Below are 25289 nucleotides of genomic sequence, written 5' to 3'. Positions count from 1 at the left end.
ACACGCTGGACATAATAAGGACAACAGCATGGCGAACGACACGCTGGAACAGCGCATCTCTCCCCTGGTTATCGTCGCCCTGGTCGCGTTGCTGGTGGCGGTGATTGCGCTGTGGGCGATGGACAAGGCCGCGCGCGGCGAGCGCGAAGCCGGCCCCGGCGCCGCGCAGACCGGCGAGGTCTTCCACTGGAAACTGGTCACCACCTGGCCCAAGAATTTCCCCGGCCTGGGCAGTGCGCCGGAGATCTTCGCCCAGGAGGTCGAGGCGATGAGCGGCGGCCGCCTGACCGTGCGCGTGTACGGCGGCGGTGAGATTGTGCCGGCGCTGGGTGTGTTCGACGCGGTCTCCCAGGGTGTCGCGCAAATGGGCCACGGCGCCGCCTACTACTGGAAAGGCAAGGTGCCCTCCTCGGTGTTCTTCACCGCCGTGCCCTTTGGCCTCAACGCCCAGGAAATGTATGGCTGGCTGTACTACGGCGGCGGCCTGCAACTGTGGGAAGAGGCCTACACGCCCTATAACCTGGTGCCCTTGCCCGGTGGCAGTACCGGTGTGCAGATGGGTGGCTGGTTTAATCGCGAGATCAACACCGTCGCCGACGTGCAGGGCCTGAAGATGCGCATCCCGGGTCTGGCGGGCGAGGTGTTCACCGCCGCCGGCGGCACCTCGGTGACCCTGCCCGGGAGCGAGCTGTATACATCGCTGCAGACTGGCGTGATCGACGCCCTGGAGTGGGTGGGTCCGTACAACGACCGCATCATGGGCTTCCAGGATGTGGCGAAGTACTACTACTACCCGGGTTGGCACGAGCCGGGTTCGATCCTCGAGTTCATCGTCAACAAGGAGGCAATGGCCTCGCTGCCGGAGGACCTGCAGGCCATCGTGCGCGCCGCGGCCAAGGCCGCCAGCGAGGACATGCTCGCCGAGTACACGGCGCGCAATAACGAGTCCCTGCGCGAGCTGCTGCAGGACCACGACGTGCAGCTGCGGCGTTTTCCCGAAGACGTGCTGCGCGCTTTCTGGCTGGCCACCGGTGACGCCATGCGCGACCTCACCGCCCGCGACCCGATGGCGGCAAAGGTCTATGCCTCCTACCGCAAGTTCTACCGCGACGTGCGCGAGTACCACCATATTTCCGAGCAGGCTTACATCAACATGCGCGATGACATCATGGGCGACGCGGAATTCTAGAACAGTCGCCCTCGCGCGCCCCGGTAAATTCAGAAAAACTGAACGAGAGTTTCAGTATTTCCAATTTCTCCAATGACACACCCAGTGTCTATGCTTCTTCCCCATAACGGGACGGGAGCGTCAGTTTCACCGCAAGCTAGTCCCCTCGTTATCTCAGGTGCGTTACCCCTAACAACCCAGAAGCGAGCATTATTATGAAGCCTTTAAAAACCGTGAGAAAAGCAATCACCGTGGCCACGCTGTGCGCCCTCGGTGCCACCGCTGCGGCGACCCACGCCGAAGCCCCAGACAACGACTACTGGTGGCCCAACCGTCTCAGCCTGGAACCCCTGCGCGACGCATCCGCCTCCGCCGACCCGATGGGCGCGGATTTCGACTACGCCGAGGCGTTTGAGACCCTCGACGTCAAGGCCCTGGAAAAAGACCTGCGCGCCCTGATGAAAGACTCCCAGGACTGGTGGCCGGCTGACTTCGGCCATTACGGCCCCTTCTTTATTCGCATGTCCTGGCACGCTGCCGGCACCTACCGCACCATCGATGGCCGCGGCGGCGCCGACGGCGGCATGCAGCGCTTTGCGCCGCTCAACAGCTGGCCGGATAACGCCAGCCTGGACAAGGCCCGCCGCCTGCTGTGGCCGATCAAGGAAAAATACGGCAACGCCGTGTCCTGGGCCGACCTCATCGTACTCGCTGGCAACATGGCGATGGACGATATGGGCTTCAAAACCCTTGGTTTCGCCTTCGGCCGCGCCGATGAATGGCAGCCGGAAGACGTCAACTGGGGTCCCGAGGGCGAGTGGCTGACCGACCAGCGGCGCAACGAAATGGGTCGCATCGAAGGGCCTTTCGGCGCCACCGAGATGGGCCTGATCTATGTGAACCCGGAAGGGCCGCACAAGAACCCCGACCCGCTGAAGGCGGCACAGGCGATTCGCGATGCCTTCGGCCGCATGGCGATGAACGACGAGGAAACCGCTGCGCTGATCGCCGGCGGCCACACCTTCGGCAAGGCCCACGGCGCGCACAAGGCCGCGGATTGCGTCGGCCCCGAGCCGGAGGCCGCCCCGCTGGAACAGCAGGGCCTTGGCTGGGCCAACAAATGTGGCACGGGCAAGGGTTCCGACGCGGTGACCAGCGGCCTGGAAGGCGCCTGGACCATCAACCCGGTGCAGTGGACCCACAACTACCTGCAGAACCTGTACGGCTTCGAGTGGGAGCTGCACATCGGCCCCGGTGGCGCGCAACAGTGGCGGCCCGTGGATGGCCAGGGCGCGAGCCTGGTGCCGGATGCCCACGACCCCGACAAGCGCCACGCGCCGATGATGTTCACCACCGACATTGCGCTGAAGGAAGACCCCTCCTACCGCAAGATCACCCAGCGCTGGCTGGAAAACCCCGAGGAATTCGAGCAGGCCTACGCCCGCGCCTGGTTCAAGCTGATCCACCGCGACATGGGCCCGGCATCGCGCTACCTCGGCCCCTGGGCCCCTGAAGAGTCATTCATCTGGCAGGACCCGGTGCCCGAGGCCGACTACAAGCAGGTGAGCGATAAGGACATTTCCAGGCTTAAGTCCGAGATCCTCGACACCGGGCTCAGCGTCGGCGAACTGGTGCGCACTGCCTGGGCCTCCGCCTCGACCTTCCGCGAGACCGACATGCGCGGCGGTGCCAACGGTGCACGTATCCGGCTGATGCCGCAAAAAGATTGGGCAGTGAACGAGCCAGCCGATCTGGCAAAGGTGCTGGCGAAGCTCGAAAAGGTGCAGGCCGACTTCAACAAGAAGTCGCGCAAGACCAAGGTTTCGCTGGCTGACGTCATCGTGCTCGGCGGCGCCGCGGCGATCGAGAAGGCGGCAGCGGACGCGGGCTACAAGGTCTCCGTCCCCTTCGTACCGGGACGCACGGACGCCACCCAGGAGATGACCGAGGTCGCCTCCTTCACCGTGCTCGAACCGAAGTCCGACGGCTTCCGTAACTACCACGCGGCCAGCTACGACCATCCGCCGGCCCAGGCGCTGGTTGAAAAGGCAGCCCTGCTGGACCTCACGGTGCCGGAGATGACGGCGCTGGTGGGCGGGATGCGCGTGCTCGGTGCCAATGTCGGCGGCAACTCCGCAGGTGTCTTCACCGACGAGCCGGGCAAGCTGACCACGGACTTCTTCGTCAACCTGGTGGACATGTCTACCAAGTGGCAGAAGGCGAGCACCCCTGGCCTCTACGAAGGCGTCGATCGCGACAGCGGCGAGGTCAAGTGGACGGCAACACCGGTCGACCTGATCTTCGGCTCGAACTCGGAGCTGCGCGCGATCGCGGAGTTCTACGCCATGGATGACTCGAAGAAGAAATTCGTCGACGACTTCATCGCGGCGTGGACCAAGGTGATGACTGCGGATCGCTTCGACGTCTGACCTTTGGGGGGCGGTGGCTTGGTTACCGCCTTTCTTTAACTCTGAAAACGCCGCTTTTTAGTGGCGTTTTTTTTTGCTCGGTGGTTTGTTGGTTGGGTGGGAGGCCGGGAGCGTCAGCCCTTCCAGGGTTCGAAAAGCACACTCACCCTGGAAGGGCTGACGCTCCCGGCCCTGCGACAAGGTGCTTGCCGCGAGATTGCCACCAGACCAGTTCGCTGGAGACGGACTGGCAGCGGGGCCGTTGGCCGCTCCAGTCCGGCGCCGCTCCGCGGTACCCTCAGTTGGTCGGGAGCCCGCGAGCGGTCTCCCTCCACGCCCTCGGCGCCAGACGTGATTTCCGCGGCCAACACCCCCGCTGCCAGTCCTCGCATTGCGCAAGACAGTGAATCCGAGTTTCGAGCGAGCGGTCATCGCATCGCGCGATGCGCGCGCACGGAAGTTTTTATCCGACACGTCCCTCCCTATGGGAACCGCGTACCACTGAGCATCGAGCTGCAAGTGCCGGGAGACGGGCGGGTGGAGCGCTCGCAAAAGACGCGCCGAGGAAGTGGAGGGAAACAGCGAAGCGCTTTAAGGTTCCCGACCGACCGAGGGCACCCCGGAGGGGCGCGATCTTCAGAGCGCTGCGCCCGCGGGTCTCCCGGCAACCCTCGAAGCCCCCCGGACTCGGCAGACGATCAGCAGTCGAGTAAAACCGGCAACAGGCAGGCGCGAGCGTGGTATGCCCCCACCGCGACTGCGCCTTTGGAGCGAGTGGGGGCATACCACGCTCGCGACTGCCGACCAGAATACGCCCAGACCCAAGCCCAGAACGAGGAAAGCAGCTCTAAGAGCCGTAAAAAATGCTAGCGCTTGATAGCCCGAGTACGCCCCGTCTCATCGATGGCGACGAAGACGAAGTCGCCCTCCGTCACCTTGATCGGTTCGCCGTCGTGCTTGGAGTTGATCCAGACCTCGACCACGATGCGAATCGAACTGCGCCCGATCTCGAGCACGTCGCAATAACAGGAGACCACCGCGCCCACGTGCACCGGGGTGAGGAAGGCCATGCCCTCGATGGCGACCGTCGCCACGCGGCCGCCCGCGACCTCGCTGGCAGTGACCATACCCGCCAGGTCCATCTGCGAGACCAGCCAGCCGCCGAAGATGTCGCCGCTCGGGTTGGTGTCGCGGGGCATGGCCACCGTCTGCAGGGCGAGATCGCCCTGGGGGGTGGGGTTGTCGTCGATGTCGTTCATAGCGGATGCCAGGGAATCGGGGGTTGAGGGAGAGTCACTGCTTCATCAGGGCGGGCAGCCAGGTCGCCATGGCGGGCCAGAACCACAGGGCCACGATCAACAGTAGTTGAATGATTATATAGGGCAGTACGCCGCGGTAGATAGCCCCGGTCGGCACACTCTCGGGCGCCACGCCGCGCAGGTAGAATAGGGCGAAACCGAAGGGCGGCGTGAGGAAGGACGTCTGCAGGTTGACCGCGATCATGATGCCCAGCCACACCGGGTCCACGCCCATGGCGAGCAGGATCGGGCCGACGATGGGTACCACCACGAAGGTGATCTCGATGAAATCGAGAATGAAGCCGAGCAGGAAGATCACCAGCATGACCACCGCGGTGGCGCCGAGCACGCCGCCGGGCATGTGCTGGAACAGGTGGTGGATGAGTTCGTCGCCGCCGAAACCGCGGAAGACCAGCGAGAACACCGCGGCGCCGATCAGGATCATGAACACCATGCAGGTGACTTCCAGGGTGTTCACCAGCGCTTCGTGCAGGCGCCGCCAGTCCATCTGCCGGCGCAGCAGGGCCAGCAGCAGCGCGCCGACAGCGCCGAAACCGGCCGCCTCGGTCGGGGTCGCCGCGCCGAGCAGGATGGAGCCGAGCACCAGGGCGATCAGCACCATGGGTGGTAGCAGGCCGTGCAGCAACTCGCCCAGGGAGATGTCTTCCTCCTCTACCGGCGGCGCCTGCTCGGGGCGTAGGTGGGCGACCAGCCACAGGTAGATAATGTACATCGTTACCAGCACCAGGCCGGGGATCAGCGCGCCGACGAACAGGTCGCCCACGGAGACAGTCTTCGGCGTAAACACCTGCATTTTCAGCTGCGCCTGCTGGTAGGCATTGGCGAGGATGTCGCCGAGCAGCACCAGTGCGATGGAGGGCGGGATGATCTGGCCGAGGGTGCCGGTGGCGCAGATGGTGCCGGTGGCCAGTGCCGGGCTATAGCCGGCGCGCAGCATGCTGGGCAGTGAGAGCAGGCCCATGGTCACGACCGTGGCGCCGACGATACCTGTGCTGGCAGCGAGGAACATGCCTACCACCACGACGGAGATACCCAGCCCGCCCTTGAGCCGCCCGAACACCCGCGCCATCGAGCTGAGCAACTCCTCGGCGATGCGCGACTTTTCCAGGATGTTGCCCATCAGGATGAACAGCGGCACGGCGATCAGGGTGGTGTTGTTGATGGTGCCGAACACGCGCCCGGGCAGGGCGGAGAGGAAGCTGGCGTCGAAGGCGCCGAACAGGATGCCCAGCGCGGCGAAACCCAGGGCCGTGCCCGCCAGGGTGAAGGCCACCGGGTAGCCGAGCATCAGTAGTACGCATACGGCGGCGAACAGGTAGAGCGAGGTGTATTCCACGCTCAGGCCTCGCCCCGGCGCAGCACCAGCAGCGCGCGCAGCGTCTCGGCAACGCCCTGCAGCAGCAGGTTCAGCGCCATCAGCGGGATCAGCGTCTTCAGCAGGTAGACGAAGGGCAGCCCGCCGGATTCCGTGGAGGTCTCGCGCATGCCCCAAGACTCGGTGACGAAACCCCAGCTGGCGCCGACGATGAACAGGCACAGGGGAATCAGGAACACCACGCCGCCGAGGGCGTTGACCCAGGCTTTGCCGCGCGGCGAGAAATTGCGATAGAAGATATCCACCCGCACATGGGCGCCGGACTTCAGCGCATAGCCGGCGCCGAGCAGGAACAGGCAGGCGTGCATGTAGGTGACGCTCTCCTGGGCGGGAATGGAGCCGGTGTTGAAGCCGTAGCGCGCAACGACGATGACCGTGGTCAGCAGCGCCATGGCCAGCGCCAGCCAGGCGAGCAGCCGGCCGCTGGCGCCGGTGAAGCGGTCGATGCTTTGTACCAGGCGATCGGCGAGTCCCATGGTCCCGAGGCTTTTTTATTGGAAGAGGTGCAGAGTATCATAGGCCCCTCGCCGATGGGCACAACCCGGCGCGCCATTCTCACCCGAGCCAGGACCAATGCTGACAGTAATTTCCCCGGCAAAAACGCTGGATTTTGATACGCCACCGACCACCCGCCGCACCACCCAGCCGCAGTTCCTGGAGCGCTCGGCGCAGCTGGTGGAGGACGCCCGTGCGCTGTCGCCGGACGACATCCGCGCCCTCATGGGGGTGAGCGAGAACATCGCCGAACTCAACCACAGCCGCTTCATGAACTGGGGGACGCCGTTCACCCTGGACAACGCCAAGCAGGCGGTGCTGGCGTTCAAGGGTGACGTATACACCGGGCTGGACGCGGATACGCTGTCCGCCGAGCAACTGCGCTTTGCGCAGAAACACCTGTGCATCCTCTCCGGCCTCTACGGCCTGCTGCGTCCGCTGGACCTGATGCAGCCCTACCGCCTGGAGATGGGCCTGAAGTTCGCCAACCGCGGCGGCGACAACCTCTACCAGTTCTGGGGCGACGAGATCACCGGCGCGCTGCAGCAGCAACTGAAGAAGTCCGGCACCCCGGTACTGGTCAATCTCGCCTCCAACGAATACTTCAAGGCGGTGAAGCCGAAGCAGCTCGACGCCGAGTTGATAACCCCGGTGTTCAAGGACCTCAAGGGCGGCAAGTACAAGGTGATCAGCTTCTTCGCCAAGAAGGCCCGCGGGCAGATGGCGCGCTTTATCATCGAGCGCGAACTGAACGAGCCGGAAGCGCTGAAGAAATTCCGCGTCGATGGCTACCGCTACAACCGCGAGGAGTCCAGCGCCCGCGAATGGGTGTTCACCCGCGACGCCGCACCGGGGGCCTGAGTTAGTGGACGCGCTGCCTTTCTCCCTGTCCTGCGAGAATAACAAGCAGCCGATACTCGATGTGCTGGCGCGCGTATTCGCCGACCGCCGCGAGGTACTGGAGATCGCCTCCGGCACCGGCCAGCACGCCACCTGGTTCGCGCAACAGCTCCCGCATTTGCGCTGGCGGCCCACCGAGATGCCGGACAACCTCGCCACCTTGCTGCCGCGCTGCAATCACTACGCCGGCGACAACCTGGCGCCGCCCACCGTGCTGGATGTCAGCGCACGCCCCTGGCCGCCGCAGGTGCCGCACGCGCTGTTCAGCGCCAACAGCCTGCACATCATGCCCTGGGCCTCGGTTGAGGACCTGTTCGCAGAACTGTCGGAGCGGGCGGAGGCGGACACCGTGCTGGCCGTCTACGGCCCCTTCAACTACGGCGGCGAATACACTTCCGAGAGCAACGCGCGTTTCGACCAGTGGCTGGCGGCGCGCAGTCCATTCAGTGCGATACGCGATTTCGAGAAGGTCGACGCCCTGGCGCAGGCCGCGGGTTTCGAGTTGGCCCAGGACAACGCCATGCCCGCCAACAACCGCCTGCTGGTGTGGCGAAAGCCCGCCTGAACCGTGCTCAGCAAAAATCGCGCTTAACAAAGGCCGCGCTCAACAAGAGCCCCGCGCAACAAACCGGAACCGTGGTTCGGCCTGGCTTCCCCGTCAGTCCCCCTGCTTGAACGGCAGCAGCGTCGCCGCCTCGCGCCGGTAGGCCTCGGTGTGCGGTAATTCCCGTCGGGTGAAGTCTGCCACCGCGGCGCGCAGCCGCGGATCGGCGATCCAGTGGTTGGAGAAGGTCTCGACCGGTTCGAAACCGCGCTGGATCTTGTGCTCGCCCTGGGCACCGGGGTCAAAGCGCGCAATGCCCTGCTCGATGCAGTACTCGATGCCGCGGTAGTAGCAGGCCTCGAAGTGCAGGCAGTCGAACTCCCGCTCGCAACCCCAGTAGCGCCCGAACAGCGTATCCGCCGAGCGGAAGTACAGCGCGGCGGCCACTGGCTGCCCGGCGTGGCGCGCGATGACCATGATCACCTGCTCGCCCATGCCGGCGGCGACGCGGGTGAAGAACTCGCGGGTCAGGTAGCCGCCGTGGCCGCTGCGCTTGGCGTAGGTGAGCTGGTAGAAGCGGTAGAACGTGCTCCAGTCCTGTTCGCTGATCGCGTCGCCGACCAGGGTCTGCAGCTCCAGCCCCTGCTCCTCCACCCGACGCCGCTCCCGGCGCAGGTTCTTGCGCTTGCGGCTGGCGAAGGTGTCGAGGAAGTCGTCGAAGCTGCCGAAGCCGCGGTTGAACCAGTGGAACTGCACCGCGCGGCGCTGGGGCAGCTGCTCTGCCTGTAACAGTCGCACGGAGACGTCCTGTTCGGGGAACAGCAGGTGCCAGCTGGACAGCTCCTGGCGCCGCGCGAATTCGGTGACGGCCTCCACCGCGAGCCGCCAGGCCTGCGCCTCATCGAGGTGAGGGGCGTGGCACAGGCGCGGACCGGTGGCCGGGGTGAAGGGAATGGCACTCACCAGCTTCGGGTAGTACTCGAGCCCGGCCTGCTGCCAGGCCTGGGCCCAGGACCAGTCGAACACGTACTCGCCGTAGGAGTGGGACTTCAGGTACAGCGGCAGCGCCGCAACCGGCTTGCCGGCTTCGCGCAGCACCAAATGACAGGGCTGCCAGCCGGACTCGGCGGTGGTGCAGCCGGTCTGTTCCAGGCCCAGCAGGAAGTCGTGGCGCAGGAAGGGGTAGTCGTCGCCGCACAGCGCCTGCCACTGCTCGGCCGGTACCTGTGCCAGGCTGGTGAGAAATTCCGCCTCCAGCTGCATCGCGCCCCCGGCCTACACGGCGTAATCGACCAGGATGCCGGCGAAGATCGCCGCGCCAACCCAGTTGTTGTGCAGGAACGCACGGAAGCAGGCCGCCGGGTCGCGCTCGCGGATCAGGTACTGGTGGTAGCCGCACAGCAGCGCCGCCGCGGCGAGCCCCAGGTAATAGGGCAGGCCCATGCCGAACACACTGCCGGCGGCCAGCATGCACAGGCCGAAGCCCAGTTGCAGCAGGCCCACAGCCACGCGGTCGCGGCGACCGAAATACACGGCGGTGGACTTTATGCCGACCACCAGGTCGTCGTCGCGGTCGACCATCGCGTACTTGGTGTCGTAGGCCATGGTCCACAGCAGGTTGCCGGCGTACAGCAGCCATAGGCCGGCGGGCAGCTCGCCGGTCTGGGCGGCGAAGGCCATGGGGATTCCGCAGGAAAAAGCCGCGCCCAGCACCAGCTGCGGGAAATGCGTGTAGCGCTTGGTAAACGGGTAGATCGCCGCCAGCGCCGCGGCGATGAAGGACAGCTCGACGGTGAGCCGGTTGGTCAGCAGTACCAGGCCGAAGGCCAGCAGTAACAGGGTGACGAACAACAGCTTCGCCTCCCCCGGGGTGACGCTGCCGGTGACCAGCGGGCGGCCGCGGGTGCGGCTGACACCGCCGTCCCAGTGGCGGTCGGCGAGGTCGTTGATGACGCAGCCGGCGGAGCGCATGAGAAACGTGCCGAGCACGAAGATCGCCAGCAGGCCGGGTTCCGGAAAACCGCCCGCGGCGATCCACAGGGCCCACAGGGTGGGCCACAGCAATAGCAGGGTGCCGATGGGGCGGTTGAAACGGATCAGTTGCAACAGCGCCTGGAGTTTCGACTGCGCGGGCATCAGGTTGGTCGCGGACATCAAAACGCCAGCTTACTGTGTCGGGTTGAGAATTGCAGCGCTGACCTTGCCGCGCTGGGTGCGGTGCACTGGCAGGACCGCGTCCCATGGCGTGAATGCCTGCAGGAACACCTCGGACACCATCAGACCGTGCCCCTGCAGCACGAAGCAGGAGCGCCGCGCCCAGGCCGGTTCGGCCTGGTGCAGCTGTGTCGGCAGGTAGTCGCTGTCGCCGCGCAGCCGGGCCAGCTCGAAGGGACTGCGGCGCATGCCCGGGTCGCGGAACAGGATCGCACCCAGGGGCTTGTTCTGCAGGCGCCGCAGGTGCGCCAGGTTGCCGCCGAGACTCGAGACCGGGATCACGCTGCGTGCGAATACCACGCTGCGTTCATCGAGCCGCAGCACTACCTCGCGCACAATCGCCACCTGTCGCTGTGGCAGGTCCAGCAGGCGCTGTTCCGAGGGCAGCGGAACCTCCCAGCCCTGGTGCAGCCGGCGCACGCTGAAGGCGCCCTGGCGCAGTTCGATCAGGCGGCCGGTGAGCGAGCCGTCGTCGAGCAGCCAGGCGCGGCAGCGGGCGGACAGTTCGCCGCCGGTATAGCGCTCGGCCAGGCGCCAGCGGGGTTCGCTGGCGACGCGGCGACGGGTCGGCTCGGGTGTGGCGGTAACGCGGGTCATGTCGGGGGAGAATGCGGTATCCCCCGGGCGCGCGCAATGACCCCCTCAGACTTTCGCATAGCGTTGTGCAGCCCCGGTCCAGCGCTGGATCAGCGGCGCGGCCAGTTGCGGGTGGTTGCTGCGGATGTCGGCGGCGATGTCCTGCACCTGTGGCAGCAGGTGCTCGTGCTCCGGCAGGCGCGCGACACGAAATTCCATGAGGCCGGTCTGCCGCGTGCCCAGTACCTCGCCCGGGCCGCGCAGCTGCAGGTCCTTCTCGGCGATGTAGAAGCCGTCGTTGCTTTCGCGCATGGCGGTCAGGCGCTGCTTGCCGTTGGCGGACAGGGGCGACTGGTAGAGCAGCACGCAGTGGCTGGCGGCCTCACCGCGGCCCACCCGCCCGCGCAGCTGGTGCAGCTGGGCGAGTCCCAGGCGCTCGGGGTTTTCGATGATCATCAGGCTGGCGTTGGGCACGTCGACGCCGACCTCGATGACCGTGGTGGCCACCAGCAGGTCCAGCTCGCCGGCCTTGAACGCCGTCATTACCGCGTCCTTCTCGGCACTTTTCAGGCGGCCGTGGACCAGGCCCACGCGCAGCTCGGGCAGAGCTCCGGCAAGTTCGCTGGCGGTGGCCTCGGCGGCCTGCGCCTGCAGCGCGTCGCTCTCCTCGACCAGGGTGCACACCCAGTAGGCCTGGCGGCCGCTGGCGCAGGCGGCGGCGACCCGCTCGACCACCTGCTGGCGCCGCTGGTTATCGATCAGCACGGTCTCCACCGGCGTGCGCCCGGGGGGCAGCTCGTCGATCACCGAGCAGTCGAGGTCGGCGTAGGCGACCATGGCCAGGGTGCGCGGAATCGGCGTGGCGGTCATCACCAGCTGGTGCGGGCGCCCCTGGCCGGGCGCGCCCTTCTCGGTGAGGGTGAGGCGCTGGTGCACGCCGAAGCGGTGCTGCTCGTCGACCACCACCAGGCCGAGCCGGGCGAACTGTACGTCATCCTGGAACAGGGCGTGGGTGCCCACCACCAGCCCGGCCTCGCCCGCGGCGATGGCGGCCAGGGTGCGCTCGCGCGCCTTGCCCTTGCTGCGCCCGCTGAGCCAGGCGATCTCTACGCCCAGTGGGGCGAACCACTGGCTGAAGTTGATGCGGTGTTGTTCGGCGAGGATCTCCGTGGGCGCCATCACCGCCACCTGGAAGCCGCAGGCGATGGCCTGCAGTGCGGCGGCGGCGGCGACCAGGGTCTTGCCCGAACCGACGTCCCCCTGCACCAGCCGCAACATCGGTTTCGGTTGGCCCAGGTCTTCGCGGATCTCGGCGATGACCCGCTGCTGCGCCGCGGTGGGGGTAAAGGGCAGGGCGCCGAGGAACTGTTGCAGCAGCGCCTCGCCGCCATGCAGTTGCGGCGCCCCCTCGCGCTGCTGCAGGTTGCGCAGGTCCTGCAGCGACAGCTGGTGGGCGACCAGTTCCTCCAGCGCCAGGCGCAGCTGGGCCGGGTGCTCGCCGTCGCGCAGCTGTGCCTGAGGCGCGTCAGGGGGCGGGGCGTGCAGGAAGTCCAGGGCCTGGGCCAGGCCGTAGCGCAGGCGCGCATCCGCGGGCAGCAGTTCCGCCGGGGCCGCGCCGCGCAGCCGGGTCACGGCCTGGGCGCACAGGTTGCGCCACTGCTGCTGGCCGATGCCCTCGGTGGTCGGGTAGATGGGGGTGAGGGTCTCGGCCACCGGTTCGCTGCCGGGTTCCACGCGGCGGTATTCCGGGTGGTACATCTCGTAGCCGCTGCCGCCGCGGCGCACCTGGCCGAAGCAGCGCAGGCGGGTACCCGGTTGCAGTGCGTTCTTCTGCGCCGCGGAGAAGTGGAAGAAGCGCAGGCTCAGGGTGCCGCTGCCGTCCTGCAGGCGCACTACCAGGCTGCGGCGGCGGCCGAAGGCGATGTCCGCCAGGCGCACCTCGCCCTCCACCACCACATCGTCACCCTCGCGGGCGGCGCCGATCGGGGTGACCCGGGTGCGGTCCTGGTAGCGCAGGGGCAGGTGGAAGAGCAGGTCCTCCACCCGGTGGATGCCCGCCTCGGCGAGTTTGCCGGCCAGCTTGGGGCCGACGCCGCGCAGCTGTGAGACCGGGTCGCCGGCGATCCCGACCATCTAGCCGCGCTCCACAGCGGCGACGCGACGCGCAGGACCCGGCCGGCGTGGGGACGGGAGTGGCGCCACGCTTCAGACCGCGAGAATCGCCTCGACCTCGATATCCACGGCCTTGGGCAGCGCCGCCACCTGCACGCAGGCGCGCGCCGGGTAGGGCTCCTTGAAATAGCGCGCCATGACCTCGTTGACCGCGGCAAAATCGCCCAGGTCGGTGAGCGAGATGTTCACCTTGACCGCGTGGTTGAGGCTGCCGCCGGCGGCCTCGGCGATCGCCGCGAGGTTGTCGAACACGCGTTCCGCCTGGGCGGTGATATCGCCCTGCACCAGCTCCATGCTGCCGGGTACCAGCGGGATCTGCCCGGAGATCCAGACGGTGTTGCCCACTTTCACGGCCTGGGAATAGGGGCCGATGGCCTCCGGTGCATTGGGTGTGGAAATAATCGCGCGGTTGCTCACGTGGTACTCCTTGTACAACTTTTCTTGTGATGTCGGGTCGATGGTGGCCGGGTTCAGCCGGCCTTGAAGCGGGTCACGCGGCGCACGTGGTTGATGCCGCGCAGGCGCTTCATGATGTGGGCCAGGTGCACCCGGTTGTGCACCAGGATCTCGATGTCCACGTAGGTGAACTGGTAGTCCTTGTCCTCGGTGGAGATCTTCTCGATGTTCACGCCCATGGCGTTGATGCGCGTGGCGATCACCGCGATCATGCCGCGGCGGTTCTCCACCTCGATGCGCAGTTGTACGCCGAAGTCGCCCTCGACGCGGTCGTCCCAGCGCAGGGCCACCAGGCGGTCGGTGTTGTCGCGGATCTCGTTCAGGTTGCGGCACTGCTCGCGGTGCACCACCACGCCCTTTTCCGAGCTGAGGTAGCCCTCGATCGGGTCGCCGGGAATCGGGTGGCAGCACTTGGCGTAGGTGAGCATGATGCCCTCGGTGCCGCGAATGGCCACCGGTTGTGCGTGTTCGGCGTCGGTTTTTTCCGGGTCGACCACGCCGAGCAGGGCCTGGGCGATGATCGCCGGCAGCAGGTTGCCGCGGGCGATGTCCTCCAGCATGTCCTCGAGGCGCTCGTACTCGTGTTCGCGCAGGTACTCCTGCAACTCGTCCACGGGGATGCTGTCCAGGCTGCTGTCCAGCGAGGCCAGGGCGCGGTCGAGCAGGCGCCGGCCGAGGCCGATGGAGTCGTCCCGGGTCTGGTTCTTGAGGAAGTGGCGGATGTTGGTGCGCGCCTTGGCGGTCACCGCGTAGTTGAACCAGGACGGGTTGGGGCTGGCCCCCGGCGCGGTGAGGATCTCCACCGTCTGGCCGCTCTGCAGCGGTTCGGACAGCGGTGCCAGCCGGCGGTTGATGCGGCAGGCCACACAGCTGTTGCCGACATCCGTGTGCACCGCGTAGGCGAAGTCCACCGGGGTGGCGCCGCGCGGCAGTTCGAAGATGCGTCCTTTCGGTGTGAACACGTAGATCTCGTCCGGGAACAGGTCGATCTTCACACTCTCGATGAATTCCAGCGAGTTGCCCGCGCGCTGCTGCATCTCCAGTAGGCCGGCGACCCACTCGCGGGCGCGCTGGTGGCTGCCGTTGGCGGACTGCGACTCGCTCTTGTACAGCCAGTGGGCGGCGATGCCGTTGTTGGCCATCTCTTCCATCTCGCGGGTGCGGATCTGGATCTCGATGGGCACGCCGTGCATGCCCATCAGCACCGTGTGCAGGGACTGGTAGCCGTTGGCCTTGGGAATCGCGATGTAGTCCTTGAACTCGCCGGGCACCGGCTTGTACAGGGAGTGGATGCAGCCCAGTACGCGGTAGCAGGTGTCCACCGAGTCGACGATGATGCGGAAGGCGTAGATGTCCATGATCTCGGAAAACGACTTCCGCTTGGACTTCATCTTCCGGTAGATGCTGTACAGGTGTTTCTCGCGGCCGATCACCTCGGCCTGGTGGCCCTCGCGCTCCAGGGTCGCCTCGATCTGCTGGCGGATCTTGTCCACCAGCTCCTTGCGCCGGCCGCGGGCGTTCTTGCGCGCCGCCTCGATACGGCTGGCGCGCATCGGGTGCAGGGCGGTGAAGCCGAGGTCCTCGAACTCCATGCGCACGCTGTTCATACCCAGGCGCATGGCGATGGGGGCGTAGATCTCCAGGGTCTCGCGGGCGATGCGCCGGGCCTTGCTCGACTGCAGCACGCCGAGGGTGCGCATGTTGTGCAGGCGGTCGGCGAGCTTGACCAGGATGACGCGGATGTCGCGCGCCATGGCCATGGCCATCTTCTGGAAGTTCTCCGCCTGTTTCTCCTCCAGCGACTCGAACTCCATCTGGGTGAGCTTGCTCACGCCATCGACGAGGTCCGCCACCGCGGTGCCGAACTGTTCGCTGATCGCGGCCTTGGGAATGCCGGTGTCCTCGATCACGTCGTGCAGCATGGCAGCCATCAGGCTCTGGTGGTCCATGTGCATGTCGGCGAGGATGCTGGCGACGGCCAGCGGGTGGGAGACGTAGGGCTCGCCGCTGCGTCGCAGCTGCCCGAAGTGCGCCTGTTCAGCGAAATAGTAGGCGCGAATGACGTGGTTGCTCTGCTCCGGGGTCAGGTAGCCCCGGAGCTGGGCGTTGAAGGCATCAAGGCTCTGCAAGGCATTCATCGGAACATGAACCCCCGGCTGCCGCGGCGATGCCCGGTCGGCTTAGAGGGCCTCGTTGTCGACCTCCATCATGACGCCGGCCAGTTCTTCCTCGGCGTCCAGCTCGTCCTCGCGGTCGAGGATCTCGGGGGTGATGTGGCCTTCGGCGACCTCGCGCAGGGCGATGACGGTGGGCTTGTCGGACTCTTCCTCGACCATCGGGTCCTTGCCGCCAGTGGCCAACTGCCGGGCGCGCTTGCTGGCGACCATGACCAGCTCAAAGCGATTTGCGACGTGTTCCAGGCAGTCTTCTACGGTGACGCGAGCCATTGCTGAACCTTCCTGTTAATAGGCAATAAAATGGAACCGGAAATTATACCCCTACGCCCACGCCTGCTCCAGCGTGAATAGTGGTGATTCGGCGGTCAGTCGAACAGTTGCTGTAGCAGGCCGGCGAGGTTCAGGCGCTGCTTGTCGGTCACCAGGCGCTGGCTGCGGACGATGGCCTGCAGGTCGGCCAGGGCGCGGTCGAAGTCCTGGTTGACCACCAGGTAGTCGCTCTCGATATAGTGCGACATCTCTTCCACCGCCTTGGCCATGCGGTCGTTGATGGTGGCGGCGTCGTCCTGGCCGCGGCCGGTGAGGCGCTGCAGCAGGGTCAGCCGCGAGGGCGGCAGGATGAAGATCGCCAGGGTGTCCGGCCGCAGGCGCTTGACCTGCTGGGCGCCCTGCCAGTCGATCTCCAGGATGACGTCGATGCCGGCAGCCAGCTGTTCCTCCACCCAGCGCTGGGAGGTGCCGTAGAGGTTGCCGAACACTTGGGCGTGTTCCAGGAACTCGGTGCGCTCGAGCATCGCCGCGAACTCGGCCTTCTCCACGAAGTGGTAGTCCACGCCGTCGGTCTCGCCGGGGCGCATGGGCCGGGTGGTGTGGGAGACCGAGACGCGCAGCGTGCTGCTCGACTCGACCAGCGCGTGGACCAGGCTGGTCTTGCCGGCGCCCGAGGGCGCGGAGACGGTGTACAGGGTGCCGGTGCTCATGGTGGCGATCTCGTTCCCTTCTTATTCAGTGTTCTGGCTTATTCGATGTTCTGGATCTGCTCGCGCATCTGCTCGATCAGCACTTTCAGCTCCACCGCGCTCTGCGTGGTATCGCTGGAGGTCGATTTCGACGACAGCGTGTTGGCCTCGCGGTTGAGCTCCTGCATCAGGAAGTCCAGGCGCCGGCCGCAGGGGCCGCCCTTTTCCAGGGCCCTGCGCACCTCGCCGACATGGGCATCCAGGCGGTCCAGCTCCTCGTCGACATCCGCCTTCTGTGCCAGGTAGACCAGCTCCTGTTCGAGCCGGCCCTGGTCGACATCCACGCCCAGCTCGGCGATGCGTCCCATCACCCGCTCGCGCTGCAGGCGGCGCAGTTCCGGCACCTGCTCGCGGGTGCTGGCGACCTGCCCGGCGAGCAGCTCGAGGCGCTCGAGGACCAGTGCCGCGAGCTTCTCCCCCTCGCGCTGGCGGTGCTGGACCAGTGATTCCAGCGCCGTCGCGAACAGCTCGCTGGCGGCAGCCTGCAGGCTTTCTTCGGACTGCTCCGGGGCGCCGCACACGCCCGGGAACTGCAGCACTTCCAGCGCCGTGGGCTTGCGCGTGTGGATGCGCCCGGCGACCTCGTCGACGGCGGCCAGCAGTTCGTCCAGGGCGTCGTTGTTGAGCGCCAGTTCGCGGCCGCGGCCGGCCAGCGGCTGGATGCGCATCATGCAGTCGACCTTGCCGCGGTTGAGCCGCTGGCCGAGGCGATCGCGCAATTGCGGCTCCAGGGCGCGCAGTTCGTCCGGCAGCTTGAAGCTGCAGTCCAGGTAGCGGTGATTGACCGTGCGCAGCTCGACAGTGAGCAGGCCCAGGCCGCTGCTGACGCTCTCCCTGGCGAACGCGGTCATGCTGCGGATTCGTGTCACGTGGGGGCCCCTGAACCAATGAACGGAAGAATGAAAACCACGGATTCTAGCAGTTTGCCCGGGTGCCTCCCAGTACGCGCGAGCGCTCCTCGCGTATACTGGGTCGCATTTTTCCACCGGAGCAAAACCATGCAACGACCCAGCGGCCGCGCCCCCGACCAGCTGCGAGCAATCGACATCACCCGTCACTACACCTGTCACGCGGAGGGCTCGGTGCTGGTCGCTTTCGGCGACACGCGGGTTATCTGCACCGCTTCGGTGGAGGAGGGTGTGCCACGCTTCCTGCGCGGCAGTGGCAGCGGCTGGGTGACCGCCGAGTACGGCATGCTGCCGCGCTCCACCGGCACGCGCATGGGCCGCGAGGCGGCGCGCGGCAAGCAGGGCGGGCGCACGGTGGAAATCCAGCGCTTGATCGGGCGCTCCCTGCGCGCGGCGATCGATCTGAAGAAGCTCGGTGAGTACACGATCACCATCGACTGCGACGTGATCCAGGCCGATGGCGGCACGCGCACCGCGTCGATTACCGGCGCCTGCGTGGCCCTGGTCGACGCCATCAATTACCTGCAGCGGAAAAAGCTGATCACCACCGACCCGCTGCTGCAGATGGTCGGCTCGGTCTCGGTGGGTGTCTACCGCGGGGTGCCGGTGCTGGACCTCGACTACGCCGAGGACTCCGCGGCGGATACCGACATGAACGTGATCATGGGTGAGGACGGTGGTTTCATCGAGGTGCAGGGTACCGCCGAGGGCGCCCCGTTCGGCCGCCCGGAACTGGACGCCATGCTGGACCTGGCCAGTGCCGGCGTGCAGCAGCTGATCGAGGTGCAGAAACAGGCGCTCGCCGAAGGCTGAGCGCCGGTTGGTTTACAGCTCGATGTCGTAGTCCATGATGACCGGCGCGTGGGTGGAGAATTCCTTCACCTTGTAGATCGCGCCGTAATCGACCGAGTACTGCAGACCCTTGGAGACGACATGGAAGTCGGTGCGCCAGCCATTGCCGCCCTCGCGGTTGCCGTCCGGCCACCAGCTGAACTCGTCGCGGTCGCTGTTGATCTCGCGGAAGGCGTCGACGTAGCCGTTCTCGAACAGCTCGTTCATCCACTGGCGCTCCTCGGCGAGGAAGCCCGGCAGGGTGCTGTTGGTCTCGGTGTCCTCGACGTCGTCGGGGGTGTGGGCGACCTGCCAGTTGCCGCAGATGATGAACTCGCGGCGCTTGTTGCGCACTTTCTGCAGGTGGTTGCCCAGCAGTTGGAAGAATTCCTGCTTGCGCGCCAGCTGGTCGGCGTCGCCGGGGGCGGCGTAGGGGGCGAGCAGGCAGCCGACGCTGATGTTCTCGTAGTCGGCCTGGATGTAGCGGCCCTCCATGTCGAAATCGGTAAACCCGAGTCCGCTCATGATCGCCTTGGGTAGCTTGCGGCAGTAGATGGCCACGCCGTTGGTCTTGCCGTCGACGTTGTCCAGGAAATAGGGGTTGTAGTCCGCGGGAAAATACACGTCGGCCTGCAGGTCGTACTCCGAGCAGCCGAGGTCCTGGATGCAGACGAAGTCTGCGTCCTGCTCCTGGAGCCAGTCGTAAAACCCCTGGTCAGCGGCGTTGCGTAAACCGTCGGCGCTGAAGCTGATGATCCTCATGCATAGTCCCTTGTTTCGAGAGCGTGTATCATACCTGAGCCCTCCCGCGCCGCACAGGTCGAAGGCCCGGCCGGGTGAATCAACTCATGTGAATCAACTCATAGAGTGAGATTGCCGCAATCCGCCGGTCGCGAGGCTGTTTAGCGCCTCAATAAGGATACCGCTGGTGGTCTGAGCGCGGCGCGGTGCGGGTGACCGTCCATTTTATCGGGGGATGCCGGGGATTACAAAGCCCGGCGTCGGCCCGCCTGCCGGGAGCAGTACCACCAATGCTGGACTACCAGAGAGACTTCATCGAACTGGCGCGTCGCTACGAGGTGCTGCGCTTCGGCGAGTTCACGCTGAAGTCCGGCCGTGTCAGCCCCTATTTCTTCAACGCCGGCGCATTTGCCAGCGGCGCGGCCCTGGCCGCCCTCGGCCGCTGCTATGCCCAGCGCATCGCCGACTCCGGCATCGCGTTCGACGTCCTGCTCGGCCCGGCCTACAAGGGCATACCGCTGGCGGCAGCCACCGCAATCGCCCTGGCCGACCACCACGCCATGGATGTGCCCTTCGCCTACAACCGCAAGGAGGCCAAGGACCACGGCGAGGGCGGAGTCCTGGTGGGTGCTCCGCTCACCGGCCGGGTGCTGGTGATCGACGACGTGATCACCGCCGGCACCGCAGTGCGCGAGGTGTTTGCCATGGTCGAGGCTGCCGGGGCGCAGCCAGCGGGGGTGGTCATCGGACTCAACCGCCAGGAGCGCGGCGCCGGTGAGCGCTCGGCGATCCAGGAGCTGGAGGAGAACCATGGTATCCCGGTGCTCAGCATCATCGACATGGCGCACATCATCGACTACCTGGAGCAGTCCGGGGCTGCACCGGAGGGCACCCTGGACGCGATGCGCGCCTACCGCGAGCAGTACGGGGTGTGACTTGCTCACATTGTGTACAGCGCATATATTGTCGCCATGAGAATTACCCCCTCGCTTACCAGGGCCTGGATAGCCATGTTTGCGCTCGCCGGTCCCGTCATGGGCGTTGCGGCTGAGCTGTACCGCTATAAGGACCATTCCGGCAATACGGTCATCGACGATCACGTCCCCCCCGAATTCGTTAAGAACGGCTATGAAGTAGTCAACTCCAAGGGCGTCGTGCTCAGGGTGGTACCGCGCCAGCTCAGCGAGGAAGAGCAAAAGGCGGCGGATGCCCTCAAAGAGCAGGAGCTGGAAGCGCAGCGCGAGGAAGCGCGCATGCGCGAATGGGACGAATCCCTGCTGCGTCGCTACAGCACCGTGGCCGATATCGAGGCCGCCCGGGAACGGGCGCTCAACGACCTGCGCATCCGCGTGAGTATTCTCAAGAGCAACCGGCGCGGCCTGAAACAGCAGGTCGAGAACTACCAGTCGGAGGCCGCCGAACTGGAGCGACGCGGTCGCAAGGTGGGCGCCGATCACCTCTCGGCGATCAGCGACCTGCAGTCGGAAATCGCTACCACCGAGCGCTCCATCGGCGAGCGCGAGGAAGAGATTGCCGACGTCGAGGCAGCGTTCGCTGCAGATATCGCGCGTTTCGAGGAGATTCAGGATATGGTCGAGTTCCGGCGCCAGGCCCTGGATGAGCGCGCCGGGCGGTCCCGGGACAAAGCGGTGGAAGATCCGCGCCGCTGAATGCGGCGCGTGGGTCAGGCCTGGCTTGCGGGCCGGGCGTAGCCGGCCTGGCCGGGCAGCGTCTGGCTCACCGCGTCACGAAAGAAGCCGGCCAGCAGCAGATCCAGCTGCGCTTTCCAGTCCTCAGTCGGCGAGCGCCGAAATTCCGAACGAACGTATTGCGAAATACGCCCCTCGGCCGCTGCCATCAGCAGGTTGGCGGCGGCGGGGAGGGCGATTGCGGGGCGCAGGCCCTCGCGCAGTTCCGCCTCCCGCAACACCTGCTTGAGCTGGGTCTCGAAACGGTCGAAAAGCTGCGCCACACGGGCGTGCAACCGCTCGGTCTCCCCGGCCAGGGCGTCGCCGGTCAGGATGCGGGTAATGCCGGGATTGCGCTCGGTAAACGCGAGCAGCAGGGTGAGCATTTTCTCGCAGCGCGCCGCGGCGGTGGGCTCCTCGTTGAGGATCAGCTTGATGCGGCTGAACAGGGTTTCCTCGATGAACTCGATGAGTCCCTCGAACATCTTTGATTTGCTGGGAAAGTGGCGGTAAAGCGCCGCCTCGGATACCCCTACCTGCCTGGCCAGCCCGGCGGTGGTGATGCGGCTGCCCGGGTTGGCTTCCAGCATCTGGGCGAGTGCTTCCAGAATCTGCTGGCGCCTTTGTGATTTTTTAGGTGGCATGCGCGAGGGTACGTGACAGCGAACAAGCCCTCATGCTAGCGATTACCCGTCAGTGCTGCAAGAACCACTGCAATTTTCCGGCGCGTTTCAGTCGCGCCGGTTGGTAATCAGTGTGCCGATACCTTCGTTGGTAAAGATTTCCAGCAACACCGCGTGGGGCACGCGGCCATCGATGATGTGAGCGCTGGCGACGCCGGACTTGACCGCATCCAGGGCGCAGCCAATCTTCGGCAGCATGCCGCCGTGGATGGTGCCGTCCGCGATCAGTTCATCCACCCGGGTGGTGCTCAGACCAGTGAGCACCTTGCCCTCGGCATCGAGCAGGCCTGCCACGTTGGTGAGCAGCATGAGCTTTTCTGCCTGCATGACCTCCGCCAGCTTGCCCGCCACCAGGTCGGCGTTGATGTTGTAGCTGTGGCCCTCGCGGTCGACGCCGATGGGCGCGATAACCGGGATGAAATGGCTGCCCAGAATGACGTTGAGTACCTCGACATCGATCTGGTCGACCTCGCCCACGTGGCCGATATCGATGATCTCCGGCGCGTTCATGCCCGGCTGGTTGCGCGTCACCTTGAGCTTGCGCGCGCGGATCAGCTGGCCGTCCTTGCCGGTCACACCGATGGCCTTGCCGCCGTTGCGATTGATCGAGGAGACGATGTCCTTGTTCACGCTGCCGCCGAGCACCATCTCCACCACGTCCATGGTCTGTTCGTCGGTAACCCGCATGCCTTCGATGAATTCGCTGTGGATGCCGAGTTTTTCCAGCAGCGAGCCGATCTGCGGTCCGCCGCCGTGCACCACTACCGGGTTCATCCCGACCAGTTTCATCAGCACCACGTCGCGGGCGAAACTCTCGTGCAGTTGCGGGTCGACCATGGCGTTGCCGCCGAACTTGACCACGATGGTCTTGCCGGTGAAGCGCTGGATGTAGGGCAGGGCCTCGGTGAGTACCTTGGCGATATTCAGTGCTGCGTCGCGTTGCAGTGACATGCTGGGTTCCCGTTCCGGTCGCCGCCGGCCTAGAAATTGAGTTTGAGTGACGGGTCGACCAGCGCGATCTGCTGGCGGAACTCGTGCATGATGGCGTCCAGCGCTTCTTCGGATTCAGCCTCGAAGCGGGCGGTGAGTGCCGGCGTCGTATTGGAGGCGCGCAGCAGGCCCCAGCCCTCGGCGAAGTCCACGCGGATACCGTCCATGGTGTTGACCTTGCCGGAGGAAAAGTCCGCGTTGCGAGTGATGCGCTCGATCAGCGGCTGTTTCTCTGACTCCTCGACAGGAATCCTGATTTCCGGCGTGTTCACGCTGGTCGGGAAGGCCTCGATAATGGTGTCGAGGTCGTCGCCCTGGGTGCTGAGGATCTCGGCCAGGCGAGCGGCGGCGTACATGCCGTCGTCAAAACCGAACCAGCGCTCGCCGAAGAACATGTGGCCGGAGAACTCGCCGCCGAGCAGGGCGCCGGTCTCTGCCATCTTCTGTTTCATGAAGGCGTGGCCGGTGCGGCACAGCACTGGCCGGCCGCCGCACTGGGTGATCAGGTCGGTGAGGTTGCGGCTGCATTTCACATCGAACACCACGTCGGCGCCCGGGTTCCGGGAGACCACATCCTGGGCGAAGATCATCAGCAGCACATCCGAGCGCACGATGCGGCCGCTGGGGGTGACCACCGCGAGGCGGTCGCCATCGCCGTCGAAGGCCACGCCAAAGTCTGCACCTTCATCCTGTACGCGCTGGACCAGGGCGGTGAGGTTGGCTTCGTCGGAAGTGTCCGGTGGGTGGTTGGGGAAGTTGCCGTCCAGGGTACAGAACATCGGGATCACCTCGCAGCCCAGCTCCTCGAAGAGCAGCGGCGCGAGTTCGCTGGTGGCGCCGTTGCCGGCGTCGATGACGATCTTCAGCGGTACGGCGATGGCGATGTCCTGCTGGATCTGGTCGACATAGGTGGCGACCACGTCCTCGTTGATGAGCCGGCCCTTGCCCTGGCTGAAGCCGCCGCGCAGCACGCGGTCGCGCACCTGCTGGATACCGCCGGCGTGGATGGTCTGCTGGCCGAGTACGATTTTCAGGCCGTTGTCGGTACGTGGGTTGTGGCTACCGGTGATCATCAGCCCGGAGTGGGCGTTCAGGTGCTGGGTGGCAAAATACAGGATCGGGGTGGGCACCAGGCCGATGTCGATGACGTCGCGCCCGGTTTCCAGCAGGCTGCGCACCAGTGCCGACTTCAATGCCGGGCTGCTGGTGCGCCCGTCGCAGCCGACCAGCAGGGTCTGTTCGTCACGCTCGCCGGCGATGCTGCCCAGGGCCTGGCCGATCTGCGCCATCAGCTCCGAGGTCAGCTCGTCCGCGGCGTTGCCGCGAATATCGTAGGCGCGGAAGATGTGCGCCGGGAAGCCGGTGGGTATAGCCACGGTGGCGGCTTCTTCCTCGTCGATCTCGGTATCCAGGTCGAGCACTTCATCGAAATCTGCACCGAGGTCGTTGTCCTCGAAGTCCAGGATCTCGCCTTCGGATTCCACCGCGATCGCCCGGTCGGGTTCCGCGGCCTGGCGCAGCGCGCGCAGGGTGGCCCGGCGCAGCTGGCGAGCCACGTCCACAAGCTGGGGTACCGCGAGCGTGAGGTCGGTCTTGCGATCCGCCGCGGCGAGGATACGGAACGTGTCGTGCTCGATAATTTTGGGAATGCGCACGGCGACGATCACGAAGCCGCCGATCACCGCCGCCAGGCACATACCCAGCACCACGTAGAGCGGCCGGTTGGAGACCGCCAGCGTTGCCATCAGTGTCTTTGACGGGGTGAAGGCGATCCGCCAGTTGGTGTCCGGGATGACCGCGAAGCTCTCGTAACTCGAGACGTTGCCGCTGCCCGCCTCGGCGATAGTATTGGTGTGGGTGCTGCCATCCCTGTTGGTGAAGCGCTGCTCCAGGGCGTAGTGGCCGGAGCCGGGGTTCACCGATTCCAGCAGGGTGGCGAAGGTGGCGTTGTCGACGCTGGCGACGATGACCGCGTTGAGAGCCTCGGTCTCACCCCTGACCAGTTCCGCCAGCGAGGTCAGCCAGCGATCCTCGTGGCGGAAGGACTCCGGCTGGGTCGGGTTGCCCTCGGCGGCGCGGCGCACCATGTCCACCTCGATGTGATTGCGCAGGCCGTGCTCGCCGGAGTCGAACTCCGCCGTGCCCATTTCTCCCACTGGAACCACGCGCAGGCTGACCAGATCCGGGAAGGCGGCGATGAGTTCGCGCTCCACTGCCGCGATTGCCTCGCGGTCCTGCCCTTGCAGCACGCTGCCGGCGGTAGCGGAGCCGGCGCTGCCGGCCAGGCGCTGGCGCAGCAGGGCGACGTAGGCGTTGACGGTGCCGGCCTGTTGCTCGGCGTAGTTGCCGGCGATGTTTTCCATCTGTGCCGCACGTACCGCGGGTTCGCGGACCAGTGCGAGGAAGACAAACGTACCTACCAGGATAAGGACGGCGATCGCCAGGCCGATCCCCGTGACCTGGTAGATCGCGTTAGCCCCGGCGACGATCCCGCGGCCGGGCGCGGCCGGGTTCTCAGTTGCCTTTTTCTTCTTTGTGAATTTCTTGAACATGGTCCCGGCCGATTCCCCTTATCCAACGCATGATATTACGCCCGCGGCGGGCGGTGTAGCCGCAACTGTCGGA

23 protein-coding genes are annotated in these 25289 nt (G+C 66.0%); 7 read left to right on the top strand and 16 right to left on the bottom strand.

Annotation, left to right across the window (positions count from 1 at the left end; genetic code table 11):
* The first annotated feature begins 28 nt into the window (after positions 1 to 28).
* Together E4634_RS14720 and katG are read left to right on the top strand one after the other, a co-directional pair.
* Positions 29 to 1189, top strand: a complete 1161-nt coding sequence (locus E4634_RS14720; RefSeq protein WP_135445200.1) for a TRAP transporter substrate-binding protein — start codon at positions 29 to 31, stop codon at positions 1187 to 1189.
* Between the two features lie 194 nt (positions 1190 to 1383).
* A complete protein-coding gene (gene katG / locus E4634_RS14715) occupies positions 1384 to 3597 on the top strand; it encodes a catalase/peroxidase HPI (RefSeq protein ID WP_135445198.1) in 2214 nt (737 codons plus the stop codon).
* Between the two features lie 845 nt (positions 3598 to 4442).
* Here the strand turns inward: katG and E4634_RS14710 are convergent.
* The 3 genes from E4634_RS14710 to E4634_RS14700 are packed head-to-tail and all read right to left on the bottom strand — an operon-like array spanning position 4443 to position 6746.
* Entirely contained in the window at positions 4443 to 4835 is a 393-nt protein-coding gene (locus E4634_RS14710) for an acyl-CoA thioesterase (protein WP_135445196.1), read from the bottom strand.
* 34 nt (positions 4836 to 4869) lie between these two features.
* Positions 4870 to 6231: a TRAP transporter large permease gene (locus tag E4634_RS14705; RefSeq protein WP_135445194.1), complete on the bottom strand. Its 1362-nt coding sequence runs from the start codon at positions 6229 to 6231 to the stop codon at positions 4870 to 4872.
* A gap of 2 nt (positions 6232 to 6233) precedes the next feature.
* Entirely contained in the window at positions 6234 to 6746 is a 513-nt protein-coding gene (locus E4634_RS14700) for a TRAP transporter small permease subunit (protein WP_135445192.1), read from the bottom strand.
* A gap of 97 nt (positions 6747 to 6843) precedes the next feature.
* On the opposite strand from E4634_RS14700, the gene yaaA reads away from it, so the two are divergent.
* A complete protein-coding gene (gene yaaA / locus E4634_RS14695) occupies positions 6844 to 7626 on the top strand; it encodes a peroxide stress protein YaaA (RefSeq protein ID WP_135445190.1) in 783 nt (260 codons plus the stop codon).
* A 4-nt stretch (positions 7627 to 7630) separates the two neighbouring features.
* Positions 7631 to 8230, top strand: coding sequence for a DUF938 domain-containing protein (locus tag E4634_RS14690; RefSeq protein WP_240725196.1), 600 nt, complete (start codon positions 7631 to 7633; stop codon positions 8228 to 8230).
* A 93-nt stretch (positions 8231 to 8323) separates the two neighbouring features.
* Here the strand turns inward: E4634_RS14690 and E4634_RS14685 are convergent, their stop codons facing one another.
* From E4634_RS14685 to E4634_RS14645, 9 genes are all read right to left on the bottom strand, one after another.
* Positions 8324 to 9472, bottom strand: coding sequence for a GNAT family N-acetyltransferase (locus tag E4634_RS14685; RefSeq protein WP_135445186.1), 1149 nt, complete (start codon positions 9470 to 9472; stop codon positions 8324 to 8326).
* 12 nt (positions 9473 to 9484) lie between these two features.
* Positions 9485 to 10363 carry a 4-hydroxybenzoate octaprenyltransferase gene (ubiA, locus tag E4634_RS14680; RefSeq protein ID WP_240725195.1) on the bottom strand — a complete coding sequence of 293 codons (879 nt, stop codon included), beginning with the start codon at positions 10361 to 10363 and terminating at the stop codon, positions 9485 to 9487.
* A 12-nt stretch (positions 10364 to 10375) separates the two neighbouring features.
* Positions 10376 to 11020, bottom strand: a complete 645-nt coding sequence (locus E4634_RS14675) for a chorismate--pyruvate lyase family protein (RefSeq protein ID WP_135445184.1) — start codon at positions 11018 to 11020, stop codon at positions 10376 to 10378.
* Positions 11021 to 11065: 45 nt separating this feature from the next.
* Positions 11066 to 13132, bottom strand: a complete 2067-nt coding sequence (gene recG / locus E4634_RS14670; RefSeq protein WP_135445182.1) for an ATP-dependent DNA helicase RecG — start codon at positions 13130 to 13132, stop codon at positions 11066 to 11068.
* 72 nt (positions 13133 to 13204) lie between these two features.
* Positions 13205 to 13588, bottom strand: a complete 384-nt coding sequence (locus E4634_RS14665; protein WP_135445181.1) for a RidA family protein — start codon at positions 13586 to 13588, stop codon at positions 13205 to 13207.
* Positions 13589 to 13641: 53 nt separating this feature from the next.
* Positions 13642 to 15765: a bifunctional GTP diphosphokinase/guanosine-3',5'-bis pyrophosphate 3'-pyrophosphohydrolase gene (spoT, locus tag E4634_RS14660; protein WP_135445179.1), complete on the bottom strand. Its 2124-nt coding sequence runs from the start codon at positions 15763 to 15765 to the stop codon at positions 13642 to 13644.
* Between the two features lie 42 nt (positions 15766 to 15807).
* The gene (gene rpoZ, locus E4634_RS14655) at positions 15808 to 16074 is read right to left on the bottom strand and encodes a DNA-directed RNA polymerase subunit omega (protein ID WP_135445177.1); all 267 of its coding nucleotides are present in this window, start codon (positions 16072 to 16074) and stop codon (positions 15808 to 15810) included.
* Positions 16075 to 16169: 95 nt separating this feature from the next.
* Complete coding sequence (gene gmk / locus E4634_RS14650; protein ID WP_135445175.1) at positions 16170 to 16784, bottom strand: guanylate kinase; 615 nt, start codon at positions 16782 to 16784, stop codon at positions 16170 to 16172.
* Between the two features lie 38 nt (positions 16785 to 16822).
* Positions 16823 to 17692, bottom strand: coding sequence for a YicC/YloC family endoribonuclease (locus tag E4634_RS14645; protein ID WP_346763343.1), 870 nt, complete (start codon positions 17690 to 17692; stop codon positions 16823 to 16825).
* Between the two features lie 129 nt (positions 17693 to 17821).
* On the opposite strand from E4634_RS14645, the gene rph reads away from it, so the two are divergent.
* On the top strand, positions 17822 to 18544 hold the full coding sequence (gene rph, locus E4634_RS14640; RefSeq protein ID WP_135445173.1) for a ribonuclease PH: 723 nt from the start codon (positions 17822 to 17824) through the stop codon (positions 18542 to 18544).
* Positions 18545 to 18556: 12 nt separating this feature from the next.
* Here the strand turns inward: rph and E4634_RS14635 are convergent, their stop codons facing one another.
* Complete coding sequence (locus E4634_RS14635; protein WP_135445171.1) at positions 18557 to 19324, bottom strand: exodeoxyribonuclease III; 768 nt, start codon at positions 19322 to 19324, stop codon at positions 18557 to 18559.
* 269 nt (positions 19325 to 19593) lie between these two features.
* On the opposite strand from E4634_RS14635, the gene pyrE reads away from it, so the two are divergent.
* Both pyrE and E4634_RS14625 read left to right on the top strand, forming a co-directional pair.
* Positions 19594 to 20238 carry an orotate phosphoribosyltransferase gene (gene pyrE / locus E4634_RS14630; protein ID WP_135445169.1) on the top strand — a complete coding sequence of 215 codons (645 nt, stop codon included), beginning with the start codon at positions 19594 to 19596 and terminating at the stop codon, positions 20236 to 20238.
* A gap of 75 nt (positions 20239 to 20313) precedes the next feature.
* A complete protein-coding gene (locus tag E4634_RS14625) occupies positions 20314 to 20973 on the top strand; it encodes a DUF4124 domain-containing protein (protein ID WP_135445167.1) in 660 nt (219 codons plus the stop codon).
* A gap of 14 nt (positions 20974 to 20987) precedes the next feature.
* On the opposite strand, the gene slmA is transcribed toward E4634_RS14625, so the two are convergent.
* The 3 genes from slmA to E4634_RS14610 all read right to left on the bottom strand — a co-directional run bounded on the left by slmA (position 20988) and on the right by E4634_RS14610 (position 25216).
* The gene (slmA, locus tag E4634_RS14620) at positions 20988 to 21635 is read right to left on the bottom strand and encodes a nucleoid occlusion factor SlmA (RefSeq protein WP_135445165.1); all 648 of its coding nucleotides are present in this window, start codon (positions 21633 to 21635) and stop codon (positions 20988 to 20990) included.
* Positions 21636 to 21722: 87 nt separating this feature from the next.
* Positions 21723 to 22625 carry an acetylglutamate kinase gene (gene argB / locus E4634_RS14615; protein ID WP_135445163.1) on the bottom strand — a complete coding sequence of 301 codons (903 nt, stop codon included), beginning with the start codon at positions 22623 to 22625 and terminating at the stop codon, positions 21723 to 21725.
* A gap of 29 nt (positions 22626 to 22654) precedes the next feature.
* A complete protein-coding gene (locus E4634_RS14610; RefSeq protein WP_135445161.1) occupies positions 22655 to 25216 on the bottom strand; it encodes a phosphomannomutase/phosphoglucomutase in 2562 nt (853 codons plus the stop codon).
* Positions 25217 to 25289 lie beyond the last annotated feature (73 nt).

Source organism: Mangrovimicrobium sediminis (genome assembly GCF_004745945.1).
Lineage (GTDB): Bacteria > Pseudomonadota > Gammaproteobacteria > Pseudomonadales > Halieaceae > Mangrovimicrobium > Mangrovimicrobium sediminis.
This window is presented reverse-complemented; position numbering and strand designations above follow the sequence as displayed.

Excerpts from the sequence above, each read along its gene's own strand:
- ubiA (WP_240725195.1), bottom strand. The coding sequence starts at position 10,363 with ATGTCCGCGACCAACCTGATGCCCGCGCAGTCGAAACTCCAGGCGCTG.
- E4634_RS14610 (WP_135445161.1), bottom strand. The coding sequence starts at position 25,216 with ATGTTCAAGAAATTCACAAAGAAGAAAAAGGCAACTGAGAACCCGGCC.
- argB (WP_135445163.1), bottom strand. The coding sequence starts at position 22,625 with ATGTCACTGCAACGCGACGCAGCACTGAATATCGCCAAGGTACTCACC.
- katG (WP_135445198.1), top strand. The coding sequence starts at position 1,384 with ATGAAGCCTTTAAAAACCGTGAGAAAAGCAATCACCGTGGCCACGCTG.
- E4634_RS14685 (WP_135445186.1), bottom strand. The coding sequence starts at position 9,472 with ATGCAGCTGGAGGCGGAATTTCTCACCAGCCTGGCACAGGTACCGGCC.
- pyrE (WP_135445169.1), top strand. The coding sequence starts at position 19,594 with ATGCTGGACTACCAGAGAGACTTCATCGAACTGGCGCGTCGCTACGAG.
- E4634_RS14625 (WP_135445167.1), top strand. The coding sequence starts at position 20,314 with ATGTTTGCGCTCGCCGGTCCCGTCATGGGCGTTGCGGCTGAGCTGTAC.
- E4634_RS14710 (WP_135445196.1), bottom strand. The coding sequence starts at position 4,835 with ATGAACGACATCGACGACAACCCCACCCCCCAGGGCGATCTCGCCCTG.
- rpoZ (WP_135445177.1), bottom strand. The coding sequence starts at position 16,074 with ATGGCTCGCGTCACCGTAGAAGACTGCCTGGAACACGTCGCAAATCGC.
- recG (WP_135445182.1), bottom strand. The coding sequence starts at position 13,132 with ATGGTCGGGATCGCCGGCGACCCGGTCTCACAGCTGCGCGGCGTCGGC.
- rph (WP_135445173.1), top strand. The coding sequence starts at position 17,822 with ATGCAACGACCCAGCGGCCGCGCCCCCGACCAGCTGCGAGCAATCGAC.
- E4634_RS14675 (WP_135445184.1), bottom strand. The coding sequence starts at position 11,020 with ATGACCCGCGTTACCGCCACACCCGAGCCGACCCGTCGCCGCGTCGCC.
- spoT (WP_135445179.1), bottom strand. The coding sequence starts at position 15,765 with ATGAATGCCTTGCAGAGCCTTGATGCCTTCAACGCCCAGCTCCGGGGC.
- slmA (WP_135445165.1), bottom strand. The coding sequence starts at position 21,635 with ATGCCACCTAAAAAATCACAAAGGCGCCAGCAGATTCTGGAAGCACTC.
- gmk (WP_135445175.1), bottom strand. The coding sequence starts at position 16,784 with ATGAGCACCGGCACCCTGTACACCGTCTCCGCGCCCTCGGGCGCCGGC.
- E4634_RS14700 (WP_135445192.1), bottom strand. The coding sequence starts at position 6,746 with ATGGGACTCGCCGATCGCCTGGTACAAAGCATCGACCGCTTCACCGGC.
- yaaA (WP_135445190.1), top strand. The coding sequence starts at position 6,844 with ATGCTGACAGTAATTTCCCCGGCAAAAACGCTGGATTTTGATACGCCA.
- E4634_RS14635 (WP_135445171.1), bottom strand. The coding sequence starts at position 19,324 with ATGAGGATCATCAGCTTCAGCGCCGACGGTTTACGCAACGCCGCTGAC.
- E4634_RS14720 (WP_135445200.1), top strand. The coding sequence starts at position 29 with ATGGCGAACGACACGCTGGAACAGCGCATCTCTCCCCTGGTTATCGTC.